This window comes from Streptomyces sp. NPDC052910, assembly GCF_055585605.1.
This window is the reverse complement of record NZ_JBVJJR010000003.1, coordinates 163,067-186,200: the sequence shown is the minus strand read 5'-3', so window position 1 is coordinate 186,200 and position 23,134 is coordinate 163,067. Positions and strand designations below refer to the sequence as shown.

Annotated in this window: 16 protein-coding genes; 8 read left to right on the top strand and 8 right to left on the bottom strand. The window is 72.6% G+C overall.

What is annotated here, in order from left to right; all coding sequences use genetic code 11:
• Positions 1 to 178: 178 nt before the first annotated feature.
• The 3 genes from ACZ6X9_RS11815 to ACZ6X9_RS11805 form a co-directional block, all read right to left on the bottom strand.
• A complete protein-coding gene (locus ACZ6X9_RS11815) occupies positions 179 to 1,402 on the bottom strand; it encodes a branched-chain amino acid ABC transporter substrate-binding protein (protein ID WP_469778631.1) in 1,224 nt (407 codons plus the stop codon).
• Positions 1,403 to 1,697: 295 nt separating this feature from the next.
• On the bottom strand, positions 1,698 to 2,165 hold the full coding sequence (locus ACZ6X9_RS11810) for a PaaI family thioesterase (RefSeq protein WP_469777835.1): 468 nt from the start codon (positions 2,163 to 2,165) through the stop codon (positions 1,698 to 1,700).
• 92 nt (positions 2,166 to 2,257) lie between these two features.
• Entirely contained in the window at positions 2,258 to 4,552 is a 2,295-nt protein-coding gene (locus ACZ6X9_RS11805; protein WP_469777834.1) for an FdhF/YdeP family oxidoreductase, read from the bottom strand.
• A 130-nt stretch (positions 4,553 to 4,682) separates the two neighbouring features.
• Here ACZ6X9_RS11805 and polA point away from each other — a divergent pair, with 130 nt between their 5' ends.
• Complete coding sequence (polA, locus tag ACZ6X9_RS11800) at positions 4,683 to 7,535, top strand: DNA polymerase I (RefSeq protein WP_469777833.1); 2,853 nt, start codon at positions 4,683 to 4,685, stop codon at positions 7,533 to 7,535.
• A 222-nt stretch (positions 7,536 to 7,757) separates the two neighbouring features.
• Positions 7,758 to 7,949 carry a hypothetical protein gene (locus tag ACZ6X9_RS11795; protein WP_004953055.1) on the top strand — a complete coding sequence of 64 codons (192 nt, stop codon included), beginning with the start codon at positions 7,758 to 7,760 and terminating at the stop codon, positions 7,947 to 7,949.
• 18 nt (positions 7,950 to 7,967) lie between these two features.
• Here ACZ6X9_RS11795 and hrpB read toward each other — a convergent pair whose 3' ends face one another.
• Positions 7,968 to 10,505, bottom strand: a complete 2,538-nt coding sequence (gene hrpB, locus ACZ6X9_RS11790; protein WP_469777832.1) for an ATP-dependent helicase HrpB — start codon at positions 10,503 to 10,505, stop codon at positions 7,968 to 7,970.
• A 224-nt stretch (positions 10,506 to 10,729) separates the two neighbouring features.
• Here hrpB and ACZ6X9_RS11785 point away from each other — a divergent pair, with 224 nt between their 5' ends.
• Positions 10,730 to 12,304, top strand: a complete 1,575-nt coding sequence (locus ACZ6X9_RS11785; RefSeq protein ID WP_469777831.1) for an L-lactate permease — start codon at positions 10,730 to 10,732, stop codon at positions 12,302 to 12,304.
• A 73-nt stretch (positions 12,305 to 12,377) separates the two neighbouring features.
• On the opposite strand, the gene ACZ6X9_RS11780 is transcribed toward ACZ6X9_RS11785, so the two are convergent.
• A complete protein-coding gene (locus tag ACZ6X9_RS11780; protein ID WP_469777830.1) occupies positions 12,378 to 13,247 on the bottom strand; it encodes a class I SAM-dependent methyltransferase in 870 nt (289 codons plus the stop codon).
• Positions 13,248 to 13,619: 372 nt separating this feature from the next.
• Between ACZ6X9_RS11780 and rpsA the strand changes: the two genes are divergently transcribed.
• The 4 genes from rpsA to ACZ6X9_RS11760 all read left to right on the top strand — a co-directional run bounded on the left by rpsA (position 13,620) and on the right by ACZ6X9_RS11760 (position 17,474).
• Positions 13,620 to 15,125: a 30S ribosomal protein S1 gene (gene rpsA / locus ACZ6X9_RS11775; protein ID WP_469777829.1), complete on the top strand. Its 1,506-nt coding sequence runs from the start codon at positions 13,620 to 13,622 to the stop codon at positions 15,123 to 15,125.
• A 158-nt stretch (positions 15,126 to 15,283) separates the two neighbouring features.
• The gene (locus ACZ6X9_RS11770; RefSeq protein WP_469777828.1) at positions 15,284 to 16,228 is read left to right on the top strand and encodes a PAC2 family protein; all 945 of its coding nucleotides are present in this window, start codon (positions 15,284 to 15,286) and stop codon (positions 16,226 to 16,228) included.
• A gap of 25 nt (positions 16,229 to 16,253) precedes the next feature.
• Positions 16,254 to 16,862 carry a dephospho-CoA kinase gene (gene coaE / locus ACZ6X9_RS11765; RefSeq protein WP_469777827.1) on the top strand — a complete coding sequence of 203 codons (609 nt, stop codon included), beginning with the start codon at positions 16,254 to 16,256 and terminating at the stop codon, positions 16,860 to 16,862.
• A gap of 243 nt (positions 16,863 to 17,105) precedes the next feature.
• On the top strand, positions 17,106 to 17,474 hold the full coding sequence (locus ACZ6X9_RS11760) for a tetratricopeptide repeat protein (RefSeq protein ID WP_469777826.1): 369 nt from the start codon (positions 17,106 to 17,108) through the stop codon (positions 17,472 to 17,474).
• Positions 17,475 to 17,808: 334 nt separating this feature from the next.
• Here the strand turns inward: ACZ6X9_RS11760 and ACZ6X9_RS11755 are convergent, their stop codons facing one another.
• The 3 genes from ACZ6X9_RS11755 to ACZ6X9_RS11745 form a co-directional block, all read right to left on the bottom strand.
• On the bottom strand, positions 17,809 to 18,090 hold the full coding sequence (locus tag ACZ6X9_RS11755) for a DUF6343 family protein (protein ID WP_469777825.1): 282 nt from the start codon (positions 18,088 to 18,090) through the stop codon (positions 17,809 to 17,811).
• Positions 18,091 to 18,181: 91 nt separating this feature from the next.
• Entirely contained in the window at positions 18,182 to 19,636 is a 1,455-nt protein-coding gene (locus tag ACZ6X9_RS11750; protein ID WP_469777824.1) for a WGR domain-containing protein, read from the bottom strand.
• A gap of 149 nt (positions 19,637 to 19,785) precedes the next feature.
• Positions 19,786 to 20,760 (bottom strand): glycerophosphodiester phosphodiesterase, encoded by a 975-nt coding sequence (locus ACZ6X9_RS11745; RefSeq protein WP_469777823.1) that lies wholly within the window; start codon positions 20,758 to 20,760, stop codon positions 19,786 to 19,788.
• 216 nt (positions 20,761 to 20,976) lie between these two features.
• Here ACZ6X9_RS11745 and uvrB point away from each other — a divergent pair, with 216 nt between their 5' ends.
• Positions 20,977 to 23,112 carry an excinuclease ABC subunit UvrB gene (gene uvrB / locus ACZ6X9_RS11740; RefSeq protein ID WP_469777822.1) on the top strand — a complete coding sequence of 712 codons (2,136 nt, stop codon included), beginning with the start codon at positions 20,977 to 20,979 and terminating at the stop codon, positions 23,110 to 23,112.
• Positions 23,113 to 23,134: the final 22 nt, after the last annotated feature.

Sequence of the window (23,134 nt, the reverse complement as noted above, 5' to 3'; positions counted from 1 at the left end):
GGTCGCGGGCGGCCGGCGCGGGCCGGTGGGGCCGCGCCGGGTGGTGGGCGCCCATGGGCGGGTGAGGGCCGTGAGGGGAATCGTTTCGGCGGGAGCAGGCGGGAGCCGGCAAGGGCCGTTACCGGTCGCGGAGTCCGATCGGGGCCGTCTCAAGGGCCGTCGAGGGCGCGCCCGTGGGTCAGCGTTTGAACTCGGCGCTGTGGCGTGCCTTCCAGGCGTTCCCCTCGACCTGGTAGGCGGTGATCATGGTGTTGGTGGTGTCGCCGTACTTGTCGAAGGAGACGGTTCCGGTGACCCCGTCGAACTTGACCTTGCCGAGGGCCTCGACGACCTTGGCACGCGCGCCGTCCGGAAGTTTGCCGCCGTTGTCGGCGACGACGGCCTTGACGGCCTGGATGATGGCCCAGGTGGCGTCGTAGGTGGAGCCGCCGTAGGCCTCGTAGCGGTCCTTGTAGCCCGCGGCTTTGTAGTCGTCGATGAACTTCTTGGCGGAATCGAGCTGTTCGACGGGTTTGCCGACGGAGGTCGCGTAGTCGCCGGCGGATTTCTTGTTGAGTTTGATGTAGTCGGCGCTGTACATGCCGTCGCCGCCCATGAGCGGGGCCTTGACTCCGCTCTCCTTGAGCTGCTGGCTCAGGGGGGCGGCGGCCGGGTATTCGCCGCCGTAGAAGACGAGGTCGGCGCCGGAGCTCTTGGCCTTGGAGACGATGGCCTTGAAGTCGCGGTCCTCGGGGTTGACGTGCTCGGTGCCGGCGATCTTTCCGCCGAGGCTTGTGAACTGGGTGGAGAAGGCGGCCGCGAGGCCGACGCCGTAGGTCTTCTGGTCGTCGATGACGTAGGCGGTCTTGGCCTTGATGCGGTCGTGGGCGTATGCGCCGCCGAAGGCGCCCTGAACCTCGTCCGTGGTGGCGGTACGGAAATAGGTGCTGAACTGGCGCTTGCGCTTGTCCTGCTTCCAGTCCTTGCCCTGGGTGAGGTCGGGGGTGGTGTTGGCCGGGGATATCAGGGCCAGGGTGTTGGACTGTGCCACCTGCTGCATGGACTGGGCGACGCTGGAGTTCAGCGGGCCGACGACACCGACCACCTTCTTGTCGCCGGCGAGTTTGGTGGCGTTCTGCTGTCCGGAGGTGGGCTGGGCCTGGTCGTCCAGGGCGGACAGTTCGAAGGTGACGCCGGGGACTTCGCTGTTCTTGTTGGCGTTGGTGACGGCGAGGTGGGCGGAGTTCTTGATGCCCTGGCCGAGAGCGGAGAGGTCGCCGGTCAGGGGGGCGTCGAGACCGATCACGACGGTGGTCTTCCGGCCGCCTTTGTCGCCGTTGTCGCCCCCTTTGTCGTCGTCGCGTGATCCGCAGGCGCTCAGCGTGAGGGCCCCGGCGGTGAGTGCGGTGGTGAGCAGGAGCAAGGGACGGTGTCGCACGGTCAGTCCTTTCCCTGGCGCGGCGGCCTGCCGGGGTGCAGGCGCCGTATCGCTCGCCGGGCAACGGCGGAGGGTGGGAACGGGTGCGGACCGCCCGGCGGGGTGGTGGATGGCCGTGACTGTAAGGGCTGGGCGACAGCGTGGGGCAGAGGTGTCGTCCAGGATGTGACTCTCTTGTTATGACGGAGATCACATTCCGCAAACGCGGATCCGGATCGATCGCCCCGGGCTCACCGGCCGGCCGTGGAAGGCGCAACGGCCCTCCACGGCCGGGGAGTTGTCAGGCGGTCGGCTGCGGGTTGTCGCGGATGACGCAGGTGAGGCGGGCGGAGCAGACGCGCCTGCCCTGCTCGTCGGTGATGGCGATCTCGTAGGTGGCGCTGGTGCGCCCGCGGTGCACGGGGGTGGCGACACCGGTGACGAGACCGGAGCGGAGCCCGCGGTGGTGGGTGCAGTTGAGGTCGACGCCGACGGCGATCCGCGTGGGGCCGCCGTGCAGCATGGCGCCGACCGAGCCGAGCGTCTCGGCGAGGACGGCGGAGGCGCCGCCGTGGAGCAGCCCGTAGGGCTGGGTGTTGCCCTCGACCGGCATGGTGCCGACGACGCGGTCGGGGGAGGCCTCGACGACGCGGACGCTCATGCGCTCGCCGAGGTGGCCCGCCGAGAAGAGGGCGGGCAGGTCCAGGCCGCTGTCGGCCCAACTGTCGAGGATCTCCTGCGGAAAGACGGTCCGGCTCTGTTCGCCCATGCTTCTCGGCTCCCCTGGTGCTCTTGATGTACGTGAGGTGCGCGTGGCAGCAGGTACGCGAGGTACCTGAAGTAACGCGTAGACGTTTGTTATCAGGTGGTGTCGGCGGGGCGGTCGGTGGGTTCGAGCCGGATGACGACCGACTTGCTCGCGGGCGTATTGCTCTGGTCCGCGGTGTGGTCGAGCGGGACCAGGACGTTGGTCTCCGGGTAGTAGGCGGCGGCACAGCCGCGCGCCGTCGGGTAGTGGACGACGCGGAAGCCGGAGGCGCGCCGTTCGGTGCCGTCCGTCCATTCGCCGACGAGGTCGGCGTACGCGCCGTCGGCGAGCCCGTGGTCGCGGGCGTCGTCGGGGTGGAGGAGGACGACGCGGCGGCCGTTCTTGATGCCGCGGTAGCGGTCGTCGAGGCCGTAGATGGTGGTGTTGTACTGGTCGTGCGAGCGGATGGTCTGGAGGAGCAGACGGCCCTCCGGGACGTGCGGGAACTCGACGGGCGCCGCGGTGAAGTTGGCCTTGCCGGTGGTGGTGGGGAAGGTGCGGGAGTCGCGGGGCGCGTGGGGGAGGGTGAAGCCGCCGGGGTGCGCGACGCGGGCGTTGAAGTCCTCGAAGCCGGGGATCACGCGGGCGATGCGGTCGCGGATGGCGCCGTAGTCCTCCTCGAAGCGCTCCCAGGGCGTGGCGGAGCCGGTGCCGAGGACGGCGCGGGCCAGCCGGCAGACGATGGCGGGCTCGGAGAGCAGGTGCGGGCTCGCGGGGTCGAGCCGGCCGCGCGAGGCGTGAACCATGCCCATGGAGTCCTCGACGGTGACGAACTGGTCGCCGCCGCGCTGCCGGTCGCGTTCGGTGCGGCCGAGGGTGGGCAGGATGAGGGCCCGCGCCCCGGTGATCACGTGTGAGCGGTTGAGCTTGGTGGAGACGTGAACGGTGAGGCGGGCGCGGCGGACGGCCGCTTCCGTGACGTCGGTGTCGGGAGTGGCGGAGACGAAGTTGCCGCCCATGGCGAGGAAGACCTTGGCCCGCCCGTCGCGGAGCGCCCGGATGGCCCGGACCACGTCCAGGCCGTGCTCGCGGGGCGGGGCGAAGCCGAACTCCTTCTCCAGGGCGTCGAGGAAGGCGGGCGCGGGCCGCTCGAAGATGCCCATGGTGCGGTCGCCCTGGACGTTGCTGTGGCCGCGGACGGGGCAGACGCCGGCGCCGGGGCGGCCGATCGCGCCGCGCAGCAGCAGGAGGTTGACGATCTCCTTGATGGTGACGACGGCGTGCTTGTGCTGGGTGAGGCCCATGGCCCAGCAGACGACGGTGCGCTCGGAGTCGAGGACCATGCGCAGGGCCGCCAGGATCTCCTCCCGCGCCAGACCGGTGGCGCGCAGGGTCTCGTCCCAGTCCGCGGTGCGGGCGAGGGCGGCGAACTCCTCGTAGCCGTGGGTGTGCTCGCGGACGAAGTCCTCGTCGACGGCGCCCTCGGTCTCCAGGACCAGCCGGTTGAGGAGGCGGAAGAGGGCCTGGTCGCCACCGAGCCGGATCTTGAGGAAGAGGTCGGTGAGCGGGGTGCCGGCACCGGCGAGGCCGCGCGCGTTCTGCGGGTTCTTGAACCGTTCGAGGCCCGCCTCGGGCAGCGGGTTGACGGTCATGATCCTGGTGCCGCCGCGCTTGGCCTTCTCCAGGGCGGAGAGCATCCGGGGATGGTTGGTGCCCGGGTTCTGCCCGGCGACGATGATCAGGTCGGCCTTGTAGAGGTCCTCCAGCAGGACGCTGCCCTTGCCGACGCCGAGGGTGTCGGTGAGGGCCGAGCCGGAGGACTCGTGGCACATGTTCGAGCAGTCGGGCAGGTTGTTGGTGCCGAACTCGCGGGCGAACAACTGGTACAGGAACGCGGCCTCGTTGCTGGTGCGTCCCGAGGTGTAGAAGACGGCCTCGTCGGGCGAGTCCAGGGCGCGCAGCTCGTCGGCGATGATGCCGAAGGCCCGCTCCCAGGTGACCGGCTCGTAGCGGTCCGCCCCCTCCGCGAGGTACATCGGGTGGGTGAGACGGCCCTGCTGGCCGAGCCAGTAGCCGCTGCGGCCGGCGAGGTCCCCGACCGGGTGGGCGGCGAAGAAGGCGGGGGTGACCCGGCGGAGCGTGGCCTCCTCGGCGACGGCCTTGGCGCCGTTCTCGCAGAACTCCGCGGTGTGCCGGTGCTCCGGCTCGGGCCAGGCGCAGCCGGGACAGTCGAAGCCGTCCTTCTGGTTGACCCTGAGCAGGGTGAGCGCGGTGCGCCGGACGCCCATCTGCCGCTGGGCGGCGCGCAGCGAGTGCCCGATGGCGGTCAGGCCCGCCGCCGCGTGCTGCGGCGCGGTGACCTCGGGAGCGTCCTGGACGGGGTCGCCGGTCGGTGGTTTGCCTGCCATCTCGTTCCCCCTGAGCGGTGAGGCGGTTCGCGTGGAGTGCTGCCGGTGACGATCCTGTCACGGGGGTCGGACAGCCGGGGCGGCGGCGGTGTGGCGGGGATTGTCAGTGGGTCGTGGCAGGATCGGGGGCGTGGCAGCAAAGGCATCGAAATCACCGTCCGACGCGACCGAGCCGACCGGCCCCGAGGCCGTGGGAGGAGGTGCGGGAGGCCGTCCCCGTCTGCTCCTGATGGACGGGCACTCCATGGCGTACCGGGCGTTCTTCGCGCTGCCCGCGGAGAACTTCACGACCTCCGGCGGCCAGCCGACGAACGCGGTGTACGGCTTCGCGTCGATGCTCGCGAACACCCTGCGTGACGAGAGCCCCACGCACTTCGCGGTGGCGTTCGACGTGTCGCGCAAGACGTGGCGTTCCGAGGAGTTCGCGGAGTACAAGGCGACCCGGTCCAAGACCCCGGACGAGTTCAAGGGGCAGGTGGAGCTGATCGGCGAGCTGCTGGACCACATGCGGGTGCCGCGGTTCGCCGTCGACGGGTTCGAGGCCGACGACGTCATCGCCACCCTGGCGACCCAGGCCGAGGCCCAGGGCTTCGAGGTGTCGATCGTCACCGGCGACCGGGACGCGTTCCAGTTGGTCAGCGACGCCGTCACGGTGCTGTACCCGACCAAGGGCGTCTCGGAGCTGACCCGCTTCACGCCGGAGAAGGTCCAGGAGAAGTACGGCCTCTCGCCCGCCCAGTACCCGGACTTCGCGGCGCTGCGCGGCGACCCGTCGGACAACCTGCCGGGCATCCCGGGCGTCGGGGAGAAGACCGCCGCGAAGTGGATCAACCAGTTCGGTTCGTTCGCCGAGCTGGTGGAGCGGGTCGACGAGGTCAAGGGCAAGGCCGGGCAGAACCTGCGGGACCACCTGGAGGCGGTCAAGCTCAACCGCCGCCTGACCGAGATGGTGCGGGACGTCGAGCTGTCGACGGGCCCGGAGGGGCTGGTGCGGGAGGGGTACGACCTCACCGCGCTCGGCGGGCTGCTGGACCGCCTGGAGATCCGCAACCGGAGCCTGCGCGACCGGCTGTGGGGCACGGACCCGGCCGCGGTCGTCGAGGAGGCGGCCGAGGAGTCGGAGATCGAGCTGGACGGCCGGATGCTGGGCCAGGGCGAGCTGGCCGCGTGGCTGGCCGACATCCCGGCGGACGTCCCGGCCGCCGTGGTCGCCGGCTACGACTGGAAGCTCGGCACGGGCGACGTCCACGAGGTGGCGCTGGCCCTGCCGGACGACCGCGCGTGCTGGTTCGTCCCGCAGGAGCTGTCCGAGGACGACGACCGGGCGTTCGCCGCCTGGCTGGCCGACGCGGACCGCCCCAAGGTGCTGCACATGGGCAAGCGCGTCGTCCGCGTCTTCGCCGAGCGCGGCTGGCGGGTCGAGGGCGTCACCATGGACACCGCCGTCGCCGCCTACCTGGACGAGCCGGGGTCCCGGCCCTTCGAGACGGACCCGCTCAACCGCCACCGGCAGAAGCGGGCCGGCAAGGTCCGCGTCAACAAGGGCAAGCGCCAGCTCACCGAGCTGGAGGTGCTGGTCGAGGACAAGCTCGGCCGGACCCTCCCGCGTGTCGACCCCGACAAGGCCGAGGCCGGCCAGCAGGCATTCGACTTCGACGGCACGGCCGACAAGGAAGCGGCCGAGAAGCTGATGGTCGAGGCCCGCGCGGTCCTCGACCTGGGCGTCTTCTACGAGCGGAAGCTCGCCGGGACGGGCGGGCTGGAGCTCATGCGCGACCTGGAGCTCCCGGTCGGCGACCTGCTCGTCGCCATGGAGCGCGAGGGCATCGCCGTCGACCGGGCCCGCCTGGAGCGGCTGTCCGAGGAGTACCTGGGCGAGATCGAGCAAGCCGTCGCCGAGGCGCACCGCGCCGCCGGCCGCGAGTTCAACCTGTCCTCGCCCAAGCAGCTCCAGGAGATCCTCTTCGAGGAGCTCGGCCTGCCCAAGACCAAGAAGATCAAGACCGGTTACACCACCGACGCCGACGCGCTGGCCTGGCTCGCCGCCCAGACGGAGAACGAGCTGCCGGTCGTCCTGCTGCGCCACCGCGACCGGGCCAAGCTCAAGACCACCGTCGACGGCCTGATCAACAACCTGGCGGCGGACGGCCGGATCCACACCACCTTCAACCAGATGGTGGCCGCCACCGGCCGGCTGTCCTCCACCGACCCCAACCTGCAGAACATCCCGGTGCGCACCGGCGACGGCAGCCGCATCCGCCGCTGCTTCGTGGTCGGCGAGGGCTTCGAGTCGCTGATGACGGCCGACTACAGCCAGATCGAGCTGCGCGTCATGGCCCACCTGTCGGAGGACGAGGGCCTCATCGAGGCGTTCACCTCCGGCGAGGACCTGCACACCACGGTCGCCTCGCAGGTCTTCGGCGTCGCCAAGACCGAGGTCGACCCGGAGATGCGCCGCAAGATCAAGGCCATGTCGTACGGGCTGGCCTACGGGCTGTCCGCGTTCGGCCTCTCGCAGCAGCTCGGGATCTCCCCGGGCGAGGCGGGCGGCCTGATGGACACCTACTTCGAGCGGTTCGGCGGGGTCCGCGACTACCTGCGCCGGGTCGTCGAGGAGGCCCGCGCCACCGGCTACACCGAGACGATGCTCGGCCGCCGCCGCTACCTGCCGGACCTCAACAGCGACAACCGCCAGCGGCGGGAGATGGCGGAGCGCATGGCGCTCAACGCGCCCATCCAGGGCACCGCCGCCGACATCGTCAAGGTCGCCATGCTGCGGGTGGCCGAGGCGCTGACGAAGGAGAAGCTCACCACCCGGATGCTGCTCCAGGTGCACGACGAAATCGTGCTGGAGGTGGCCCCGGGCGAACGGGAGAAGGTCGAGGAGCTGGTCCGCCGGGAGATGGCCGCGGCCGTCACCCTGCGGGCCCCGCTCGACGTGTCGGTGGGCGTCGGCGGCGACTGGGAGTCCGCCGCCCACTGAGCCCGTGACAGCCGCCGCGCACCCGCCGACCCCGGTACCGAGCGTGTACCGGCCGTCGGCGGGTGCGCGCGTTTCCGGGGGACGTGAGGCCGGTGTTTCCGGGGTGCCCGAAGTTTTTCCGGTGAGATCGGTGTGCGCACGCCCGTTCCGTGACACACGATGGAGGGAAACCCGAACGGCCGGTCCCCGGCACAGGGGACCGCGGAGCAGAGGAGGCTCGCCGTGAAGGAGAGTCCCGAGGACGCGTCCACGGCATCAGCGCCGCAGCGGCTCTACACCGGGAGTGAGCGACCCTTCGACCCCGAGGACCTGGTCATGGCCTCGGGGCACGACGTCACTCCGGAACGGGTGGAGGCCGCCAGGCGGCACATCGAGGAGAAGGGCGCGGCGGCGCTGGAACGCTATCTGCCCTGACCGGGCCCGCCCGGCGCCCTACCGGCGCCGGGCGTTCGTCCGCCGGGTGGGCTCCGCCGTCGACGGGTCCTCCGGCCAGGGGTGCCGCGGATAGCGGCCCCGCAGCTCGGCCCGGACCGCCCGGTAGCCGTCGCGCCAGAACGAGGCCAGATCCGCCGTCACCGCCGCCGGCCGCCCGGCCGGGGACAGCAGGTGGACGACGACCGGAACCCGCCCGCCGGCCACCGTCGGCGTCCGCTGCCAGCCGAACAGCTCTTGGAGCTTGACGGCCAGCACGGGCCGCCCGCTGCCGTAGTCGACGCGGATCCGTGAACCGCTGGGCACCTCGATCCGCTCCGGGGCCAGCTCGGCGAGCCGGGCCGCCTCCCCGCCCGCCCAGGGCAGCAGCCGCTCCAGGGCGGCCCGGGCGTCCACCCGCTCCAGGTCGGCGCGGCGCCGCGCCGCGTCCAGGTCCGGTCCCAGCCACGGCTCGACGTCCGCGAGCAGCGCTTCGTCGGAGACGTCCGGCCACGGCGCGCCCAGCTCACGGTGGAGGAACGCGAGCCGCTCGCGCAGCCCGGCCGCCTCAGGGCTCCAGCGCAGCAGCCCCACGCCCTCGGACCGCAGCCCCTCCAGCAGGGCCGCGCGGAGCAGGCCGCGGTCGGGGTCGGACAGCGGCCGGGAGGCCAGCTCGACCGCGCCCAGGCGCGCGACGCGCCGGGCCACCACGTCGCCGCGCTCAGCCGACCAGCCCACCTCCTCACCCTCCTCGTACAGGGCCCCGGCGGTCGCCCGGGCCGTCTCCTCGTCGATCACCGCGCCCAGCCGTACCCGCGCCGACGCCGAGGCCACCGGCCGGTCGGCCACGGCCACCGCCAGCCAGGGCGCGCTGCGCAGCCGCGAACCGTCGCCCAGGACGGCGCCGGTCCCCGACACCATCAGGAACGCGCCCTCGCCGCGCGCCCGCGCCACCCGCTCGGGAAACGCCAGCGCCGCGACCAGACCCGCGGCGGCGTCGTCGGTGAGCCCCTCCCCGGCGCCCCCGGGCCTCCCCCCGGCGACACCGCGCAGGGCCGACTCCAGCCGCCGCGCCTCCGTCCGCCAGCGAGCGGCATAGGCGTCACCGCCCCGGCGCGCGGTCCGCCAGGCGGCCGCCAGATCGTCGCCGTACTCGCGCGGCGGCTCCTCGCTCAGCAGCGCCACGATCTCGGCCGTGCGCCGCGCCCCCACCTCCGCCGCGCCGTCCAGCAGCGCCCGGGCCAGCCGCGGGTGCACACCCAGCCGGGCCATCCGGTGCCCGCGCGCGGTGGGCCGGCCGTCCGCGTCCACGGCGCCCGTGGCCGTCAGCACGGCGCGCGCGGCGGCGAGTGCGCCGGGCGGCGGTGGGTCCAGCAGCGCCAGCCCGTTCGCCTCCGGATCGCCCCAGCAGGCCGCCTGGAGCGCGAACGCCGCCAGGTCGGCGACCAGGATCTCCGGCTGCGGGAACGCGGCCAGCCGCGTTTCCTCCGCCTCCGCCCAGCAGCGGTAGACGGCCCCCGGCGCCTCCCGCCCCGCACGCCCCGCCCGCTGCCGGCCGGCCGCCCGGGACGCCCGGACGGTGGTCAGCGCGCTCAGCCCGCGGGCGTGGTCCGTACGAGGCTCCCGGGCCAGCCCGGAGTCCACCACCACGCGGACGCCCGGCACGGTCAGGCTCGACTCGGCCACCGACGTCGCCAGCACCACCCGGCGCGTCCCCGACCCGCCGGCCAGGACCGCCTCCTGCACCGCGGCCGGGGCCCGTCCGTGCACCTGGAGCACCTCGGCCCCGAGCCGCGCCGGGCCGCCCAGCAGCCCCGCGACCCGGGCGATCTCGCCGACGCCGGGCAGGAAGCACAGCACGTCGCCCGTGCGCTCGCGCAGCGCCCGCCGCACCACCCCGGCCACATGCTCCAGCAGAACGGGGTCCACCCGCGTCCCGTGCGGCGGCCGGACCGTCCGCTCCGGCGGCGCCCACACCACCTCCACCGGGTGCGACACGCCCTCGGCCGTGACCACCGGCGCGTCGCCCAGCAACCGCGCCCACCCCGCCGCGTCGGTCGTCGCCGACGCGGCGACCAGCCTCAGCTCCGGCCGCAGCGCCGCCCGCACGTCCAGCAGGAACGCCGCCGCCGTGTCGGCGTCCAGGTGCCGCTCGTGACACTCGTCGAGCACCACCACGTCGACGCCGGGGAGCTCCTGGTCACGCTGGAGCCGCTGCAACAGCACACCGGTCGTGACCACCTCCACGACGGTCCCGGGCCCGGCCTTGCGCTCGCCGCGCACGGTGAACCCCACCCGGCCCCCGGGCTCCTCGCCCAGCAGCCACGCCATGCGCCGGGCCGCCGCCCGGGCGGCGATGCGCCGCGGTTCGGCCACCAGGACCCGCCGGACCGGTCCCGAACCCGGCACCAGCCCCGCCAGCACCAGCGGGACCAGCGTCGTCTTGCCCGTTCCGGGCGGCGCGCAGAGCACGGCGGTGCCCTGCCCGTCCAGGGCGGAGACGAGCGCGGGCAGCGCGGTGCGGACGGGGAGCCGGTCGAGGACGTCGGTACGGATCACGCCGACCAGTGTCGCCGACCCCTCGAAAACGGACGGATCCGCACCCCGGCCGCACCCTTCCGGCCACAAGGTGACCGACTATCCGGAACCCCGTTGATCACCCCTCCGGGCGGTGTGCATGCTGCTCGCCCCTGCCCGCGCGGAACAACCGGAGTGACACTCCGTAACGGTGTTTCCGCAGTTCAGAGCCGGTCCGGAGCACTCCGGGCCACAGAGGTCGCCTTGTGAACGCCGCTCTCGCCACCCTGCCCGTCCTCGTCACCCTGGTACTCCTGGCCCTGGGGGTCCGCGCGCTGTACGCCGCCCTGGCCGCCCTGGCGGCCGCGCTGACCCTCACCGCCACGGCCTTCCGCACCCCCCTGGCCGACCTCGGCGACGCCTCCCAGCGCATGCTGCCCACCATCGTCGAACTCGCGGCGATCCTCTTCGGCGGCATCCTGCTCAGCGAACTGATGACCCGCACCGGCGCCCAGGCGCGCATGGGCGAACGGCTCGGCAGCGCCTGCAGTTCGCCGGGGCGCGCGGTCCTGCTGGTGACGCTGGGCGTCACCCCCTTCGCCGAGTCGCTGACCGGATTCGGCATCGGCGTGATCGTCGCCATCCCACTGCTGCGCCGGCTCGGCCTGCCCCCGGCCCGCGCCGCCGTCGCCGGCCTGCTCGGGCTGGTCACCGTCCCCTGGGGCTCGCTGGCGCCCGGCAGTCTGGTCGCGGCGGAACTCGGTGACGTCGACTTCCAGCGGCTCGGCGTCGACTCCGCCCTGCTGTCCGCCCCCGTCTTCCTCATCTGCGGCGCCGCCGCCCTGACCGTCGCGCTCGGCGCCCGCCGCGCCCTGGCCTCGGCAGGCGACCTGGCCATCGCCGTGACCGCGCTCTGGGGCACGGTCTGGGCCGTCGACACCTACGTCGGCGTACCGCCCGCCGGAGTCCTGGGCGGGCTCGTCACGATGACCGCGCTGCTCCTCGTCTCCCGGCTGCGCGAGCGGAACGGCGGACGCGGCGAGCCCGTCGGCCGGGCCCTGTCCCCCTACGCGTTCCTGGTGGCCGGCCTGCTGGTGAGCCGGGCGGTCCTGGAGACGGCCGGAATCACAGAGGGGTGGTGGACGGTCGTCGCCGGCCCCGCCGGCTGGCTGCCGCTGACCGCGGTCCTCGCCCCCCGGCTGCTGGGCGCCCGCGAGCCGGTGCTGGGCGGGGCGGCCCGCGCCGCCTTCGGCCGCTGGTGGCAGGTGACCCTGACGACGGCCGTCTTCCTCGCCCTGGGCACCCTGCTCACCGTCACCGGCATGAGCCGGGAAATCGCCGCGGCCTGCGCCTCGCTCGGCTCGTCGTACCTCTTCCTCGCCCCCTGGATCGGCGCGGTCGGCGGGTTCCTGGCCGGTTCCAACACCGGGGCCAACGCGATGTTCGCCGCCGGCCAGGCCGAGACCGCCCGGGCGCTCGGCCACTCCGCGGCCCACCTCGTCGCCGTGCAGAACGTCAGCGCGGCCCTGGCCTCCGGCGCCGCCGGCGCACGCGTCGCCCTGGCGGCGCAACTGGCGGAGAACGCGCCGGGCCCCGCATCCGTCCGCCCTCGGACCGGGCCGGCCACGGCGGTCGGGGGAGCGGACGGGGGCGGCGCCACCTTGCGGGCTGCCACCGCTGCCACCGCTGTCACCGTCACCGCTCCCACGACGGCCACGGACACGATCGCCGGGCCGGCCGCCGACACGCCGGTGGACGCGCGCTGGGTGCTGCGGACGGTGCTCGGCGTGCACGCCCTGGTGTTCCTGACCGTCGGGGTGATCGGCGTCCTCTGGGGCTGACCCGCCCGGGGGCCGGGCCGGTCCGCGCGGCGGGAGCCGCTCGCGGACAGGACGCCGCGTGGCGCCGGGTTGCTCAGTCCCGTTCGCAGACGAAGATCGCCGTGCCCGGGATCAGGTGCCCGCGCAGCGGGGACCAGCCGCCCCACTCATGGGTGTTCCATTCCGGCCATTCCGGCTCGACGAGGTCCACCAGCCGGAAGCCGGCCGCCACCACGTCCCGCACCCGGTCGCCGAGGGTCCGGTGGTGCTCCACGTAGACGGCACGGCCCGTCTCGTCCTGCTCCACGTACGGGGTGCGGTCGAAGTAGGAGGCCGCGACGGAGAGGCCCTCGGGGCCCGGCTCGTCCGGGAAGGCCCAGCGGATCGGGTGGGTGACCGAGAAGACCCAGCGGCCGCCGGGCCGCAGCACCCGGCGCACCTCCCGCATCACCCGCACCGGGTCGGCCACGAACGGCACCGCGCCGTACGCCGAGCACGCCAGGTCGAAGGAGCCGTCCGCGAACGGCAGCGCGCCGGCGTCCGCCTCCACCAGGGGCACGCCGCCGCCGATCCGCAACGCGTGCTGGAGCTGCCGGTGCGAGAGGTCGAGCGCCACCGGCCGGGCCCCCTGGGCGGCGAGCCAGCGCGAGCACTGGGCGGCTCCGGCGCCGATCTCCAGGACGGCCCGGCCGGCCAGGTCCGCGGCCGGGCCCAGCAGCCCGGCGTCCGCCTCGTCCAGCCCTTCCGGACCCCATACGAAGCGGTCGTCGCCGAGGAACGCGCCGTGCTCCCGCTGGTACTCGTCGGCGTTTGTGTCCCACCAGCCCCGGCTGGCCCGGCTGCTCTCGGCCTCGCCGGTGTTCCGGCGGGTCGCCTCGGGCTCCGCGCCCTCGACGTCCTGGAGGCCCTCAAGGTCCTGGAGGTCCCGGCGGTCCTGCCGCGGCTCGTACGTTTCTGGCGTCATCTGAGTGGTCGCGATCCCGGGATGGTGGGGGTGAGGGGTGCTCGGAGGTAAGGTGTTCGGCCGCCGGGAGGCCCGAAAGGGCTTCCACAACGCGAGTTGTGCCGGGTTTGGGGTGTTTTGTCCCTGGTGTGCGCCTTCGCGCATTGACCGTGCCCGGCTGCCCCCGTATGCTACAAGTTGCGCTGCGAGCCTGCGCGCCTCGGACCGAGCAGGCCGCTTTCGTACTTGTTGTATGTCCCCTCGGTTGTCGAGGCGCCTTCGGAGCGATCCGGAGAGTGCGCTTCTAAGCTGTCCGGCTTCGGCGGTGCGATATACGGGCTCATGGCGTGGCAGTACCTACGACTCAATGTCCGTACCGGAGCCCTTTCCCACATGACGAGCAGCACCGAGACCACCGCCACCACCCCGCAGGTTGCGGTCAACGACATCGGTAACGAGGAAGCCTTCCTCGCCGCGATCGACGAGACGATCAAGTACTTCAACGACGGCGACATCGTCGACGGCGTCATCGTGAAGGTCGACCGGGACGAGGTCCTGCTCGACATCGGTTACAAGACCGAAGGCGTCATCCCTTCCCGCGAGCTCTCGATCAAGCACGACGTCGACCCCAATGAGGTCGTCAGCGTCGGTGACCAGGTCGAGGCCCTCGTTCTCCAGAAGGAGGACAAGGAAGGCCGCCTGATCCTCTCGAAGAAGCGCGCCCAGTACGAGCGTGCCTGGGGCACCATCGAGAAGATCAAGGAAGAGGACGGGATCGTCACCGGTACCGTCATCGAGGTCGTCAAGGGTGGTCTCATCCTCGACATCGGCCTCCGCGGCTTCCTCCCGGCCTCCCTGGTCGAGATGCGTCGCGTCCGCGACCTCCAGCCCTACGTGGGCAAGGAGCTCGAGGCGAAGATCATCGAGCTGGACAAGAACCGCAACAACGTGGTCCTGTCCCGCCGCGCCTGGCTGGAGCAGACCCAGAGCGAGGTCCGTCAGACCTTCCTCACCACCCTCCAGAAGGGTCAGGTGCGCTCCGGCGTCGTCTCCTCCATCGTCAACTTCGGTGCCTTCGTGGACCTGGGTGGCGTCGACGGTCTCGTCCACGTCTCCGAGCTGTCCTGGAAGCACATCGACCACCCCTCCGAGGTCGTCGAGGTCGGCCAGGAGGTCACGGTCGAGGTCCTGGACGTCGACATGGACCGCGAGCGCGTCTCCCTGTCGCTCAAGGCCACCCAGGAAGACCCGTGGCAGCAGTTCGCCCGGACCCACCAGATCGGTCAGGTCGTCCCGGGTAAGGTCACCAAGCTCGTTCCGTTCGGCGCGTTCGTCCGCGTCGACGAGGGCATCGAGGGCCTGGTCCACATCTCCGAGCTGGCCGAGCGCCACGTGGAGATCCCGGAGCAGGTCGTCCAGGTCAACGACGAGATCTTCGTCAAGGTCATCGACATCGACCTCGAGCGTCGTCGCATCAGCCTCTCGCTGAAGCAGGCCAACGAGTCCTTCGGTGCCGACCCGTCCGTGGTCGAGTTCGACCCGACCCTGTACGGCATGGCCGCGTCCTACGACGACCAGGGCAACTACATCTACCCCGAGGGCTTCGACCCCGAGGCCAACGACTGGCTGCCGGGTTACGAGAAGCAGCGCGAGGAGTGGGAGCGCCAGTACGCCGAGGCGCAGCAGCGCTTCGAGCAGCACCAGGCGCAGGTCATCAAGTCCCGCGAGGCCGACGAGCAGGCCGCTGCCGAGGGTGCTGCCGCTCCGGCCGCCGCCTCCGGCACCGGCAACGTCTCCGGCGGTTCGTACTCCTCGGAGTCGGCCGACAACTCCGGCGCCCTGGCGTCGGACGAGGCGCTGGCCGCCCTCCGCGAGAAGCTGGCCGGCGGCCAGAGCTGACGCTCTGACCGGCCGCGGTTGACCGCAGGCTGACGTGAGGCCCGTTCCCCTCCGGGGGAGCGGGCCTCACGCGTGTTCCGGGCCCGGGGCCGCCGCGGGGAATGGCGGCGGCTCCCAAGGACGTTCCCTCCCAAGGAACATGAGGAGGAACGGTCACCGTGTTGGATCCGCAGGGTTTGTACGAATGGGAGCCCAAGGGGCTCGCCGTGGCCGACCTGGCCCTGGCTCAGGAAACCGCCGGCCTGGTCATGCTCTACCACTTCGAGGGGTACATCGACGCCGGCGCGACCGGTGAGCAGATCGTCGAGCGGCTGCTCGACCAGTTGCCCAGCCAGGTCGTGGCCCGCTTCGACCACGACCGGCTCGTCGACTACCGGGCGCGCCGCCCGCTGCTGACGTTCCGGCGGGACCACTGGAGCGACTACGAGGTCCCGAAGATCGAACTGCGGCTCGTCCAGGACGCCACCGGCGCGCCCTTCCTCCTGCTCTCCGGACCGGAGCCGGACGTGGAGTGGGAGCGGTTCGCCGCCGCCGTACGGCAGGTGGTGGAGCGGCTGAAGGTACGGCTTTCGGTCAACTTCCACGGCATCCCGATGGGCGTGCCGCACACCCGGCCGGTCGGCATCACCCCGCACGGCAACCGCACCGAGCTGGTTCCGGGGCAGCGTGGCCACTTCGACGAGGCGCAGGTGCCCGGCAGTGCCGAGGCACTCCTCGAATACCGGCTGGCGGAGGCGGGCCACGACGTCCTGGGCATCGCCGCCCACGTCCCGCACTACGTCGCCCGGTCGCCCTACCCGGACGCCGCGCTGGTCGCCCTGGAGGCGATCACCTCCGCCACCGGCCTGGTGCTGCCCAACGCCGCGCACACGCTGCGCAGTCAGGCACTGCGGACCCAGGAGGAGATCGAGCGGCAGGTCGCCGAGGGGGACGAGGAACTGGTGGCGCTCGTCCGCGGGCTGGAGCACCAGTACGACGCGGTGGCCGGCGCGGAGACGCGCGGGAGCCTCGTCGCGGAGCCTTTGGAACTGCCCTCCGCCGACGAACTGGCCGCGGAGTTCGAGCGGTTCCTCGCCGACCGGGAGGGCGAGGGCGGCCGGTGAGCCGGCGGCCGATAGCGTGGGGCCCATGGTGAAGGTGGGTCTCACGGGCGGTATCGGCGCGGGGAAGAGCGAGGTGTCGCGGCGGCTGGCCGCGCACGGAGCGGTGGTCATCGACTCGGACCGGATCGCGCGGGAGGTGGTGGAGCCGGGAACGGCCGGACTGGCCGCGGTGGTCGCGGAGTTCGGGCCGGAGGTGCTGGCCCCGGACGGCTCCCTGGACCGACCCCGCCTCGGGGCCGTCGTCTTCGCCGACGCCGGACGGCTGGCCGCGCTGAACGCCATCGTGCACCCGCTGGTGCGCGCCAGGTCGGCCGAGCTGGAGGCCGAGGCGGCGGCGGACGCGGTCGTCGTGCACGACGTGCCGCTCCTGGTCGAGAACGGCCTCGCCCCGCTGTACGACGTGGTGATCGTCGTGGACGCCCGCGAGGACACGCGGCTGGACCGGCTGGTGCGGCTGCGGGGCATGGCGCCGGAGGAGGCCCGGGCGCGGATGGCCGCCCAGGCGACGCGCGAGCAGCGGCTCGCCGCGGCCGACATCGTGATCGCCAACGACGGTCCCGTGGCCGAGCTGGAGGCCCGGGTGGACGAGGTGTGGGCGGGACTGCGCGCCCGGGCGGCCGAACGGCGCGGGTGAGGGCGAGCCGTGCGGGCAGGGGCGAGCCGTGTTGGGGGAGGGCGAGCCGTGCGGGCAGGGGCGCCCGGGCGCCGGTGTGACACGGCGGCATTACGGCGTGACTGCGTGACGGCGCGGCCGGGAATAGGGCTTGACGCGTCGGCGTTGTGCGGGCCGCATCCTCGTCCTTCGGGGCCGTCGAGGGGTTGTCGACGAACCACCGAGGGGCCGAAGAGGGGTTACCGACAGGGAAGGACCGTGCCCGTGGCCGAGCCGACACCCGAGACGCACGTCATCGACTTCCGCTCCGCCGAGCGGCTGCTGGACGCCCGCGACCCGCGCGGCGCGGTCAAGCTGCTGGACTCGGTCATCGCCTCCCATCCGGAGAACACCGCGGCCCGCCTGCTGCGGGCCCGCGCCTACTTCGCCGCCGCCCGGCTGCGCCCGGCCGAGCAGGAGTTCCAGTACGTGCTGGAGCGCGAGCCGGACAACGCGTTCGCGCACTTCGCCCTGGGGCGGACGCTGGTGCGCGCGGGACGCCCGCAAGAGGCCGTACGCCACTTCCGGCTCGCCGCGGCGCTCGACCCGCGGCCGGACTTCGTGGCGGCGGCCCGCTTCGACGACAAGGGCTGAGCGCGCGGGTTCACCGGGAGACGGCGAGCGGGCGGGCAGGGGCCGCGGCCTTGTCCTGCTTTCGCGGGCCGGCGCGGGCCGGAAGAGCCGGTTCGCAAGGGGGGAGCTCGGCGCCGGCGACTTCGGGCCTGGGCGGCGGAGAGGCCGGGCCCTCGGGCCGGCTCATCCGGACCGTTCTGCCGGGTAGTGAGCGCAGGCTGTCTTCCCGGGCAGGCCGGTTCCCAGTGGAGGCCGTCTTCCCGTGTGCGGCCCGTTTCGCCGATGAGGGCCATTCCGCCGATGAGGGCCGTTCCGCTGACGCGGGCCGTCGGCCCGGTGCGGGCCGGTGGTGTGGTCAGGGCCGCGGCCCCGGCGGCTTCCCGTCCCGGAGCGGCTCGTACGGCGGCACGTCGCGGCCCGGCTGGTAGTGCGGGCCCTGGCGGATGTGGTGGATCACCACGGTCAGATCGGCGACGGTCACCAGGGCCAGCGCGGCGAAGGCCGCCGCCCAGCCGGGGTGGCCGGTGAGGGCGAACAGCGCGGCCCCCGCACCGGCGAACACCAGGCCGAAGACGGCCAGCCCGCAGCGCAGCCGCAGCGGACTGCGGGCCGTGAGGGGCTCGTTTCCCGTACGCATGGGCACCATCTCCCCCTCCAGGATCCACCCGCCGTCGCCCGCGCGGAACCCGGACCGCCCGCCCCCGCCCGCGTCCCCGGGCGCCGCCGGGTCAGACGAGCTGTCGTATCTCGCCCCGGACGCGGTAGAAGCCCCCGGAAGCCGGCGTGAGGGAGTCGACGACGTAGCGGGCGCCCGCCCGGCGGATGTGGCGCGGGAACTGGACGTTCCAGGCGGGCTCGAAGCCCTCGGAGACCACGTGCACGCGCAGCCGTCCGCCTTCCCGGACGCACTCGACGACGACGCCCGACGCCGGGACGGCGTCGATGGTGGCCACGGTGGTCGCCGGGGTGTAGGTGGGCAGGGCGGCGGCCGACTTGATGTCGCGCGGCACCGGGACGGTGCCGGAGCGGGCGGCGCCGATCGCCGCGTCCGAGGCGTCCACGCACACCAGGGAGCCGTCGGTGGTGACCATGTAGAGCCGCTCGTCCAGGTACTGCATGGACAGCGCCGAGCCGCCGCCGGTGCCGAGCTTCCACAACCGGGTGCCGTCGGCGTCGAAGCAGTAGACGGACGAGGAGTTGTCGCCCGCGAAGACGTACCGCCCGCCGGGGGCGGTGGCGCAGGAGTAGACGACCCCGTCGCACCGGTACGTCGCCTCGACGGCGCCCGTGGCCTTGGAGAGCCGCTGTACGACGTGGAGGGCGGTGCCCGCGTAGACGGAGTGGTCCTCCTGCCAGCCGAAGAGGACCGCGCCGGGGGTCGGACTGTGCCACAACTGCCCGGTGCCGTCGGCGGCGTACGCCGTCACTCCTGAGAAGTGGCCGTGGTAGACGGCGCGTTCGTCCCGGCGGACCATCCAGGCGTGGTGTCCGGCGCTCCGCCGGGACCACTGGTGCTCGTCCTCGTGGTCGATGACGGTGAGCGTGCCGTCGCTGTCGGAGACGTTGAGCACGCCTTCGTGGATGTCGAGCCAGAAGATGTCGACGGCCGAGGTGATCTCGTAGGCCGCGAAGGGCAGCTTGGACGACAGGTCGTAGACGGTCCCGTCGTCACACCCCGCGTAGATCCAGAAGTCGTCCGCCACCAGGCACTTGACGCCGTCGGGCAGTCGGTAGCGGGCGAGGACCTCGCCGCCGTGGCCGAGCGTGAAGACGTCGCCGGCCTGGTTGCCGACCCAGCAGCGCTCCTCGTCGACGTGGATGCCGAAGGCCGCGGCGCCCGTGCGGAAGCGCCACAGCACCGGGGCCACCGCGCGGGCGGTCGACGGGGCCGAGGTCACCTCGCGGCGCGTCACCGGCCGGGCGGCCCGTCCGCCCGGCACGGCCGGTGCGTAGCCCTTGCGGACCTTCTCCCCGACCTTCTTCGCGGCGGCGGCCCGGGCCTTGGCCTCGGTGGGAAAGGTGGAGGTCTGCACCTGCCCCGGCGCGCCGATCCGGCCGTAACGGACGGTGACGGTGGTGCCGGCGACCGTGACCTCGTAGAACTTGTGCGCGCCGCCGCCCTCCTGCGAGAGCTCCAGGTAGGTGCGCTCGGACGCGCCGGACGCGGGCGGTGTGACGGACATGGCAGGGCCCCCTTCCCCGGCGGCCTCGGCTGGCCGCCCTCACTGCCCGGAACGTTAGGGGGTGCCACTGACAACGGGTCGTTTTCGCAGGTCGCCGCAGGTATGCCGCCCGCGGTCCAGGCCGCGGGCGGCGTATCGCGCGGGGCGGGTCAGGTGGCGTCCTGGAGGCCGGCCCGGGTGAGGGCGGAGTCGCCCTCGGCGTCCTTCTCCAGCGCGTCCGCGATCACGTGCGGGGCGTTGGTGATGATCGCGTCCACGCCGAGGTGGGCCAGGGCGACCGCGCGGCCGGGGTCGTCGACGGTCCAGGCGGAGACCTCCAGCCGCCGGCCGTGCGGGCCCTTGACGCCGTGCACCGACCGCACCCAGGCCGCGTTGATCTTGCTGTGGTCGGGGTTGATCTGATCGGCGAACTTGGCGTAGTCGCGGAGCTCGGCGGGCTTGGGCGCGCCGAGGAAGCCGGTCTTCACGTCGGGGCGCAGGCCGTGGAAGGTCCTGAGCGAGGCGGCGTTGAAGCTCTGGACCACCAGCCGGCCGCCGACGTGCCGCCGGTCGAGCCAGCCGGTGCGGCGGAGCTCCGCCACCAGTTGGCGCTCGACACCCGGGTACAGCTCGGGGGCCTTGACCTCCAGCAGCAGTCTCTGGCGGTTGTGGTCGACGCGCCGGAGGTAGCTCTCCAGGGTGGGGACGCGCTCGCCGGCGAAGCGGCGGTCGAACCAACTGCCCGCGTCCAGCTTCCGGATCTCGGCCAGGGTGAAATCGCCGACCTTCCAGGGCGCCCGGTCGGGGAAGCGCTTCTTGACGTCGGTGGTCCGGGTGAGGGTGGTGTCGTGGATGACGACCAGTTTGCCGTCCTTGGTGCGCTGGACGTCGTTCTCGACCCAGCCGACGCCCAGCTTGGCGGCTCTGTCGATGGAGGCGAGGGTGTTCTCGGGGGCCTGGACCGGCACCCCGCGGTGGCCGATCGTGAGCGGCACCCGGGCGTGTTCCGTGGCAGCGGAGTCCGGCGCGGCACCGGCGTCCGGAGTGGCCTCGGCGGCCGGTGCGACGAGGCCCAGCGCGACCGGGACGGTCACGGCCAGGCCCAGGAGGGTACGGGTCACGGGGGAGGCTGGGCGGATGCGCATCGGGGCTCCTCGCGGCGTCCGGGGTGCCGGGCGCGGGTGGCGACCGGTCCATGGCGTACGGAGACAGTCGTACCGGATACCCCCGCCCCCGCGCAGCAGGAAGGACGGCCGGGCGGCGGATCGTCCGCAGGATCCTCACTTCTGGTCCATCTGGGAAAACCGCAGGTGAGGGCGGTGACACCGGCCATTGTCAGTGGCAGGTCGTACGGTGGTCCCATGCGGCCCGTTTCCCAGATCGAACGCAAGGTGGCGCCTTTCGAGGTCGTCAGCCCCTTCCAGCCCAGCGGTGACCAGCCGGCGGCCATCGACGAGCTGGAGCGGCGCATCCGCGCCGGCGAGAAGGACGTCGTCCTGCTCGGTGCCACCGGTACCGGCAAGTCGGCGACCACGGCGTGGATGATCGAGAGGCTGCAGCGGCCGACGCTCGTCATGGCGCCCAACAAGACGCTCGCGGCCCAGCTCGCCAACGAGTTCCGCGAGCTCCTGCCCAACAACGCGGTCGAGTACTTCGTCTCGTACTACGACTACTACCAGCCCGAGGCGTACGTCCCCCAGTCGGACACCTACATCGAGAAGGACTCCTCGATCAACGAGGAGGTGGAGCGGCTGCGCCACTCCGCGACCAACTCGCTGCTCACCCGGCGGGACGTGGTCGTGGTGGCCTCCGTGTCCTGCATCTACGGCCTGGGCACGCCCCAGGAGTACGTGGACCGCATGGTCCCGCTCAAGGTCGGCGAGGAGATCGACCGGGACGACCTGCTCCGCCGCTTCGTGGAGATCCAGTACACCCGCAACGACCTGGCCTTCACCCGGGGCACTTTCCGGGTGCGCGGGGACACCATCGAGATCTTCCCGGTCTACGAGGAACTGGCCGTCCGCATCGAGATGTTCGGCGACGAGATCGAGGCGCTGTCCACGCTGCACCCGCTGACCGGCGAGGTCATCTCGGACGACCGGGAGCTCTACGTCTTCCCCGCCAGCCACTACGTCGCCGGCCCCGAGCGGATGGAGAAGGCCATCGCCGGGATCGAGGCGGAGCTGGAGGAGACCCTCGCCCGGATGGAGAAGCAGGGCAAGCTGCTGGAGGCCCAGCGGCTGCGCATGCGCACCACGTACGACATCGAGATGATGCGCCAGATCGGCTCCTGCTCCGGCATCGAGAACTACTCGCTGCACATGGACGACCGCGAGCCCGGCTCCCCGCCCAACACCCTGCTCGACTTCTTCCCGGACGACTTCCTGCTCGTCATCGACGAGTCGCACGTCACGGTGCCGCAGATCGGCGCCATGTACGAGGGTGACGCCTCCCGCAAGCGGACGCTGGTCGAGCACGGCTTCCGGCTGCCGTCCGCCATGGACAACCGCCCGCTGAAGTGGGAGGAGTTCACCGAGCGCATCGGGCAGACGGTGTACCTGTCCGCGACGCCAGGGAAGTACGAGCTGGCGAAGTCCGACGGCTATGTCGAGCAGATCATCCGGCCCACCGGCCTGGTCGACCCGGAGGTCGTCGTCAAGCCGACCGAGGGCCAGATCGACGACCTGGTGCACGAGATCCGCGAGCGCACCGAGAAGGACGAGCGGGTCCTGGTCACCACCCTCACCAAGAAGATGGCCGAGGATCTGACGGACTACTTCCTTGAGCTCGGCATCCAGGTGCGCTACCTGCACAGCGACGTCGACACCCTGCGCCGCGTCGAGCTGCTGCGCGAGCTGCGGGCCGGCGAGTACGACGTGCTGGTGGGCATCAACCTGCTGCGGGAGGGCCTCGACCTGCCCGAGGTGTCGCTGGTGGCGATCCTCGACGCGGACAAGGAGGGCTTCCTGCGCTCCGGCACGTCGCTGATCCAGACCATCGGCCGGGCGGCGCGCAATGTCTCCGGCCAGGTGCACATGTACGCCGACAAGATCACTCCGGCGATGGAGAAGGCCATCGACGAGACCAACCGGCGCCGCGCCAAGCAGATCGCGTACAACAAGGAGCGGGGCATCGACCCGCAGCCGCTGCGGAAGAAGATCGGTGACATCGTCGCCACCATCGTCCGCGAGGAGATCGACACCCAGGAGCTGCTGGGCTCGGGCTACCGGCAGCCGGCGGACAAGGGCAAGGGCGGCGAGAAGAAGGGGAAGGCGCCCGTCCCGACGGCCGCCGGCGGCGGCAAGAGGGGCAAGGCGAAGCCGGCCGTCGCGACCGACCGGCCGGCGGCGGAACTCGCGCAGCTCATCGAGGACATGACGGACCGCATGCGGGCGGCCGCCGCGGAGCTCCAGTTCGAGGTGGCCGCACGGCTGCGCGACGAGGTGGGCGAGCTCAAGAAGGAGCTGCGGCAGATGAAGGAGGCCGGGGTCGCCTGACGCCGCGTCCGCCCCCACGGCC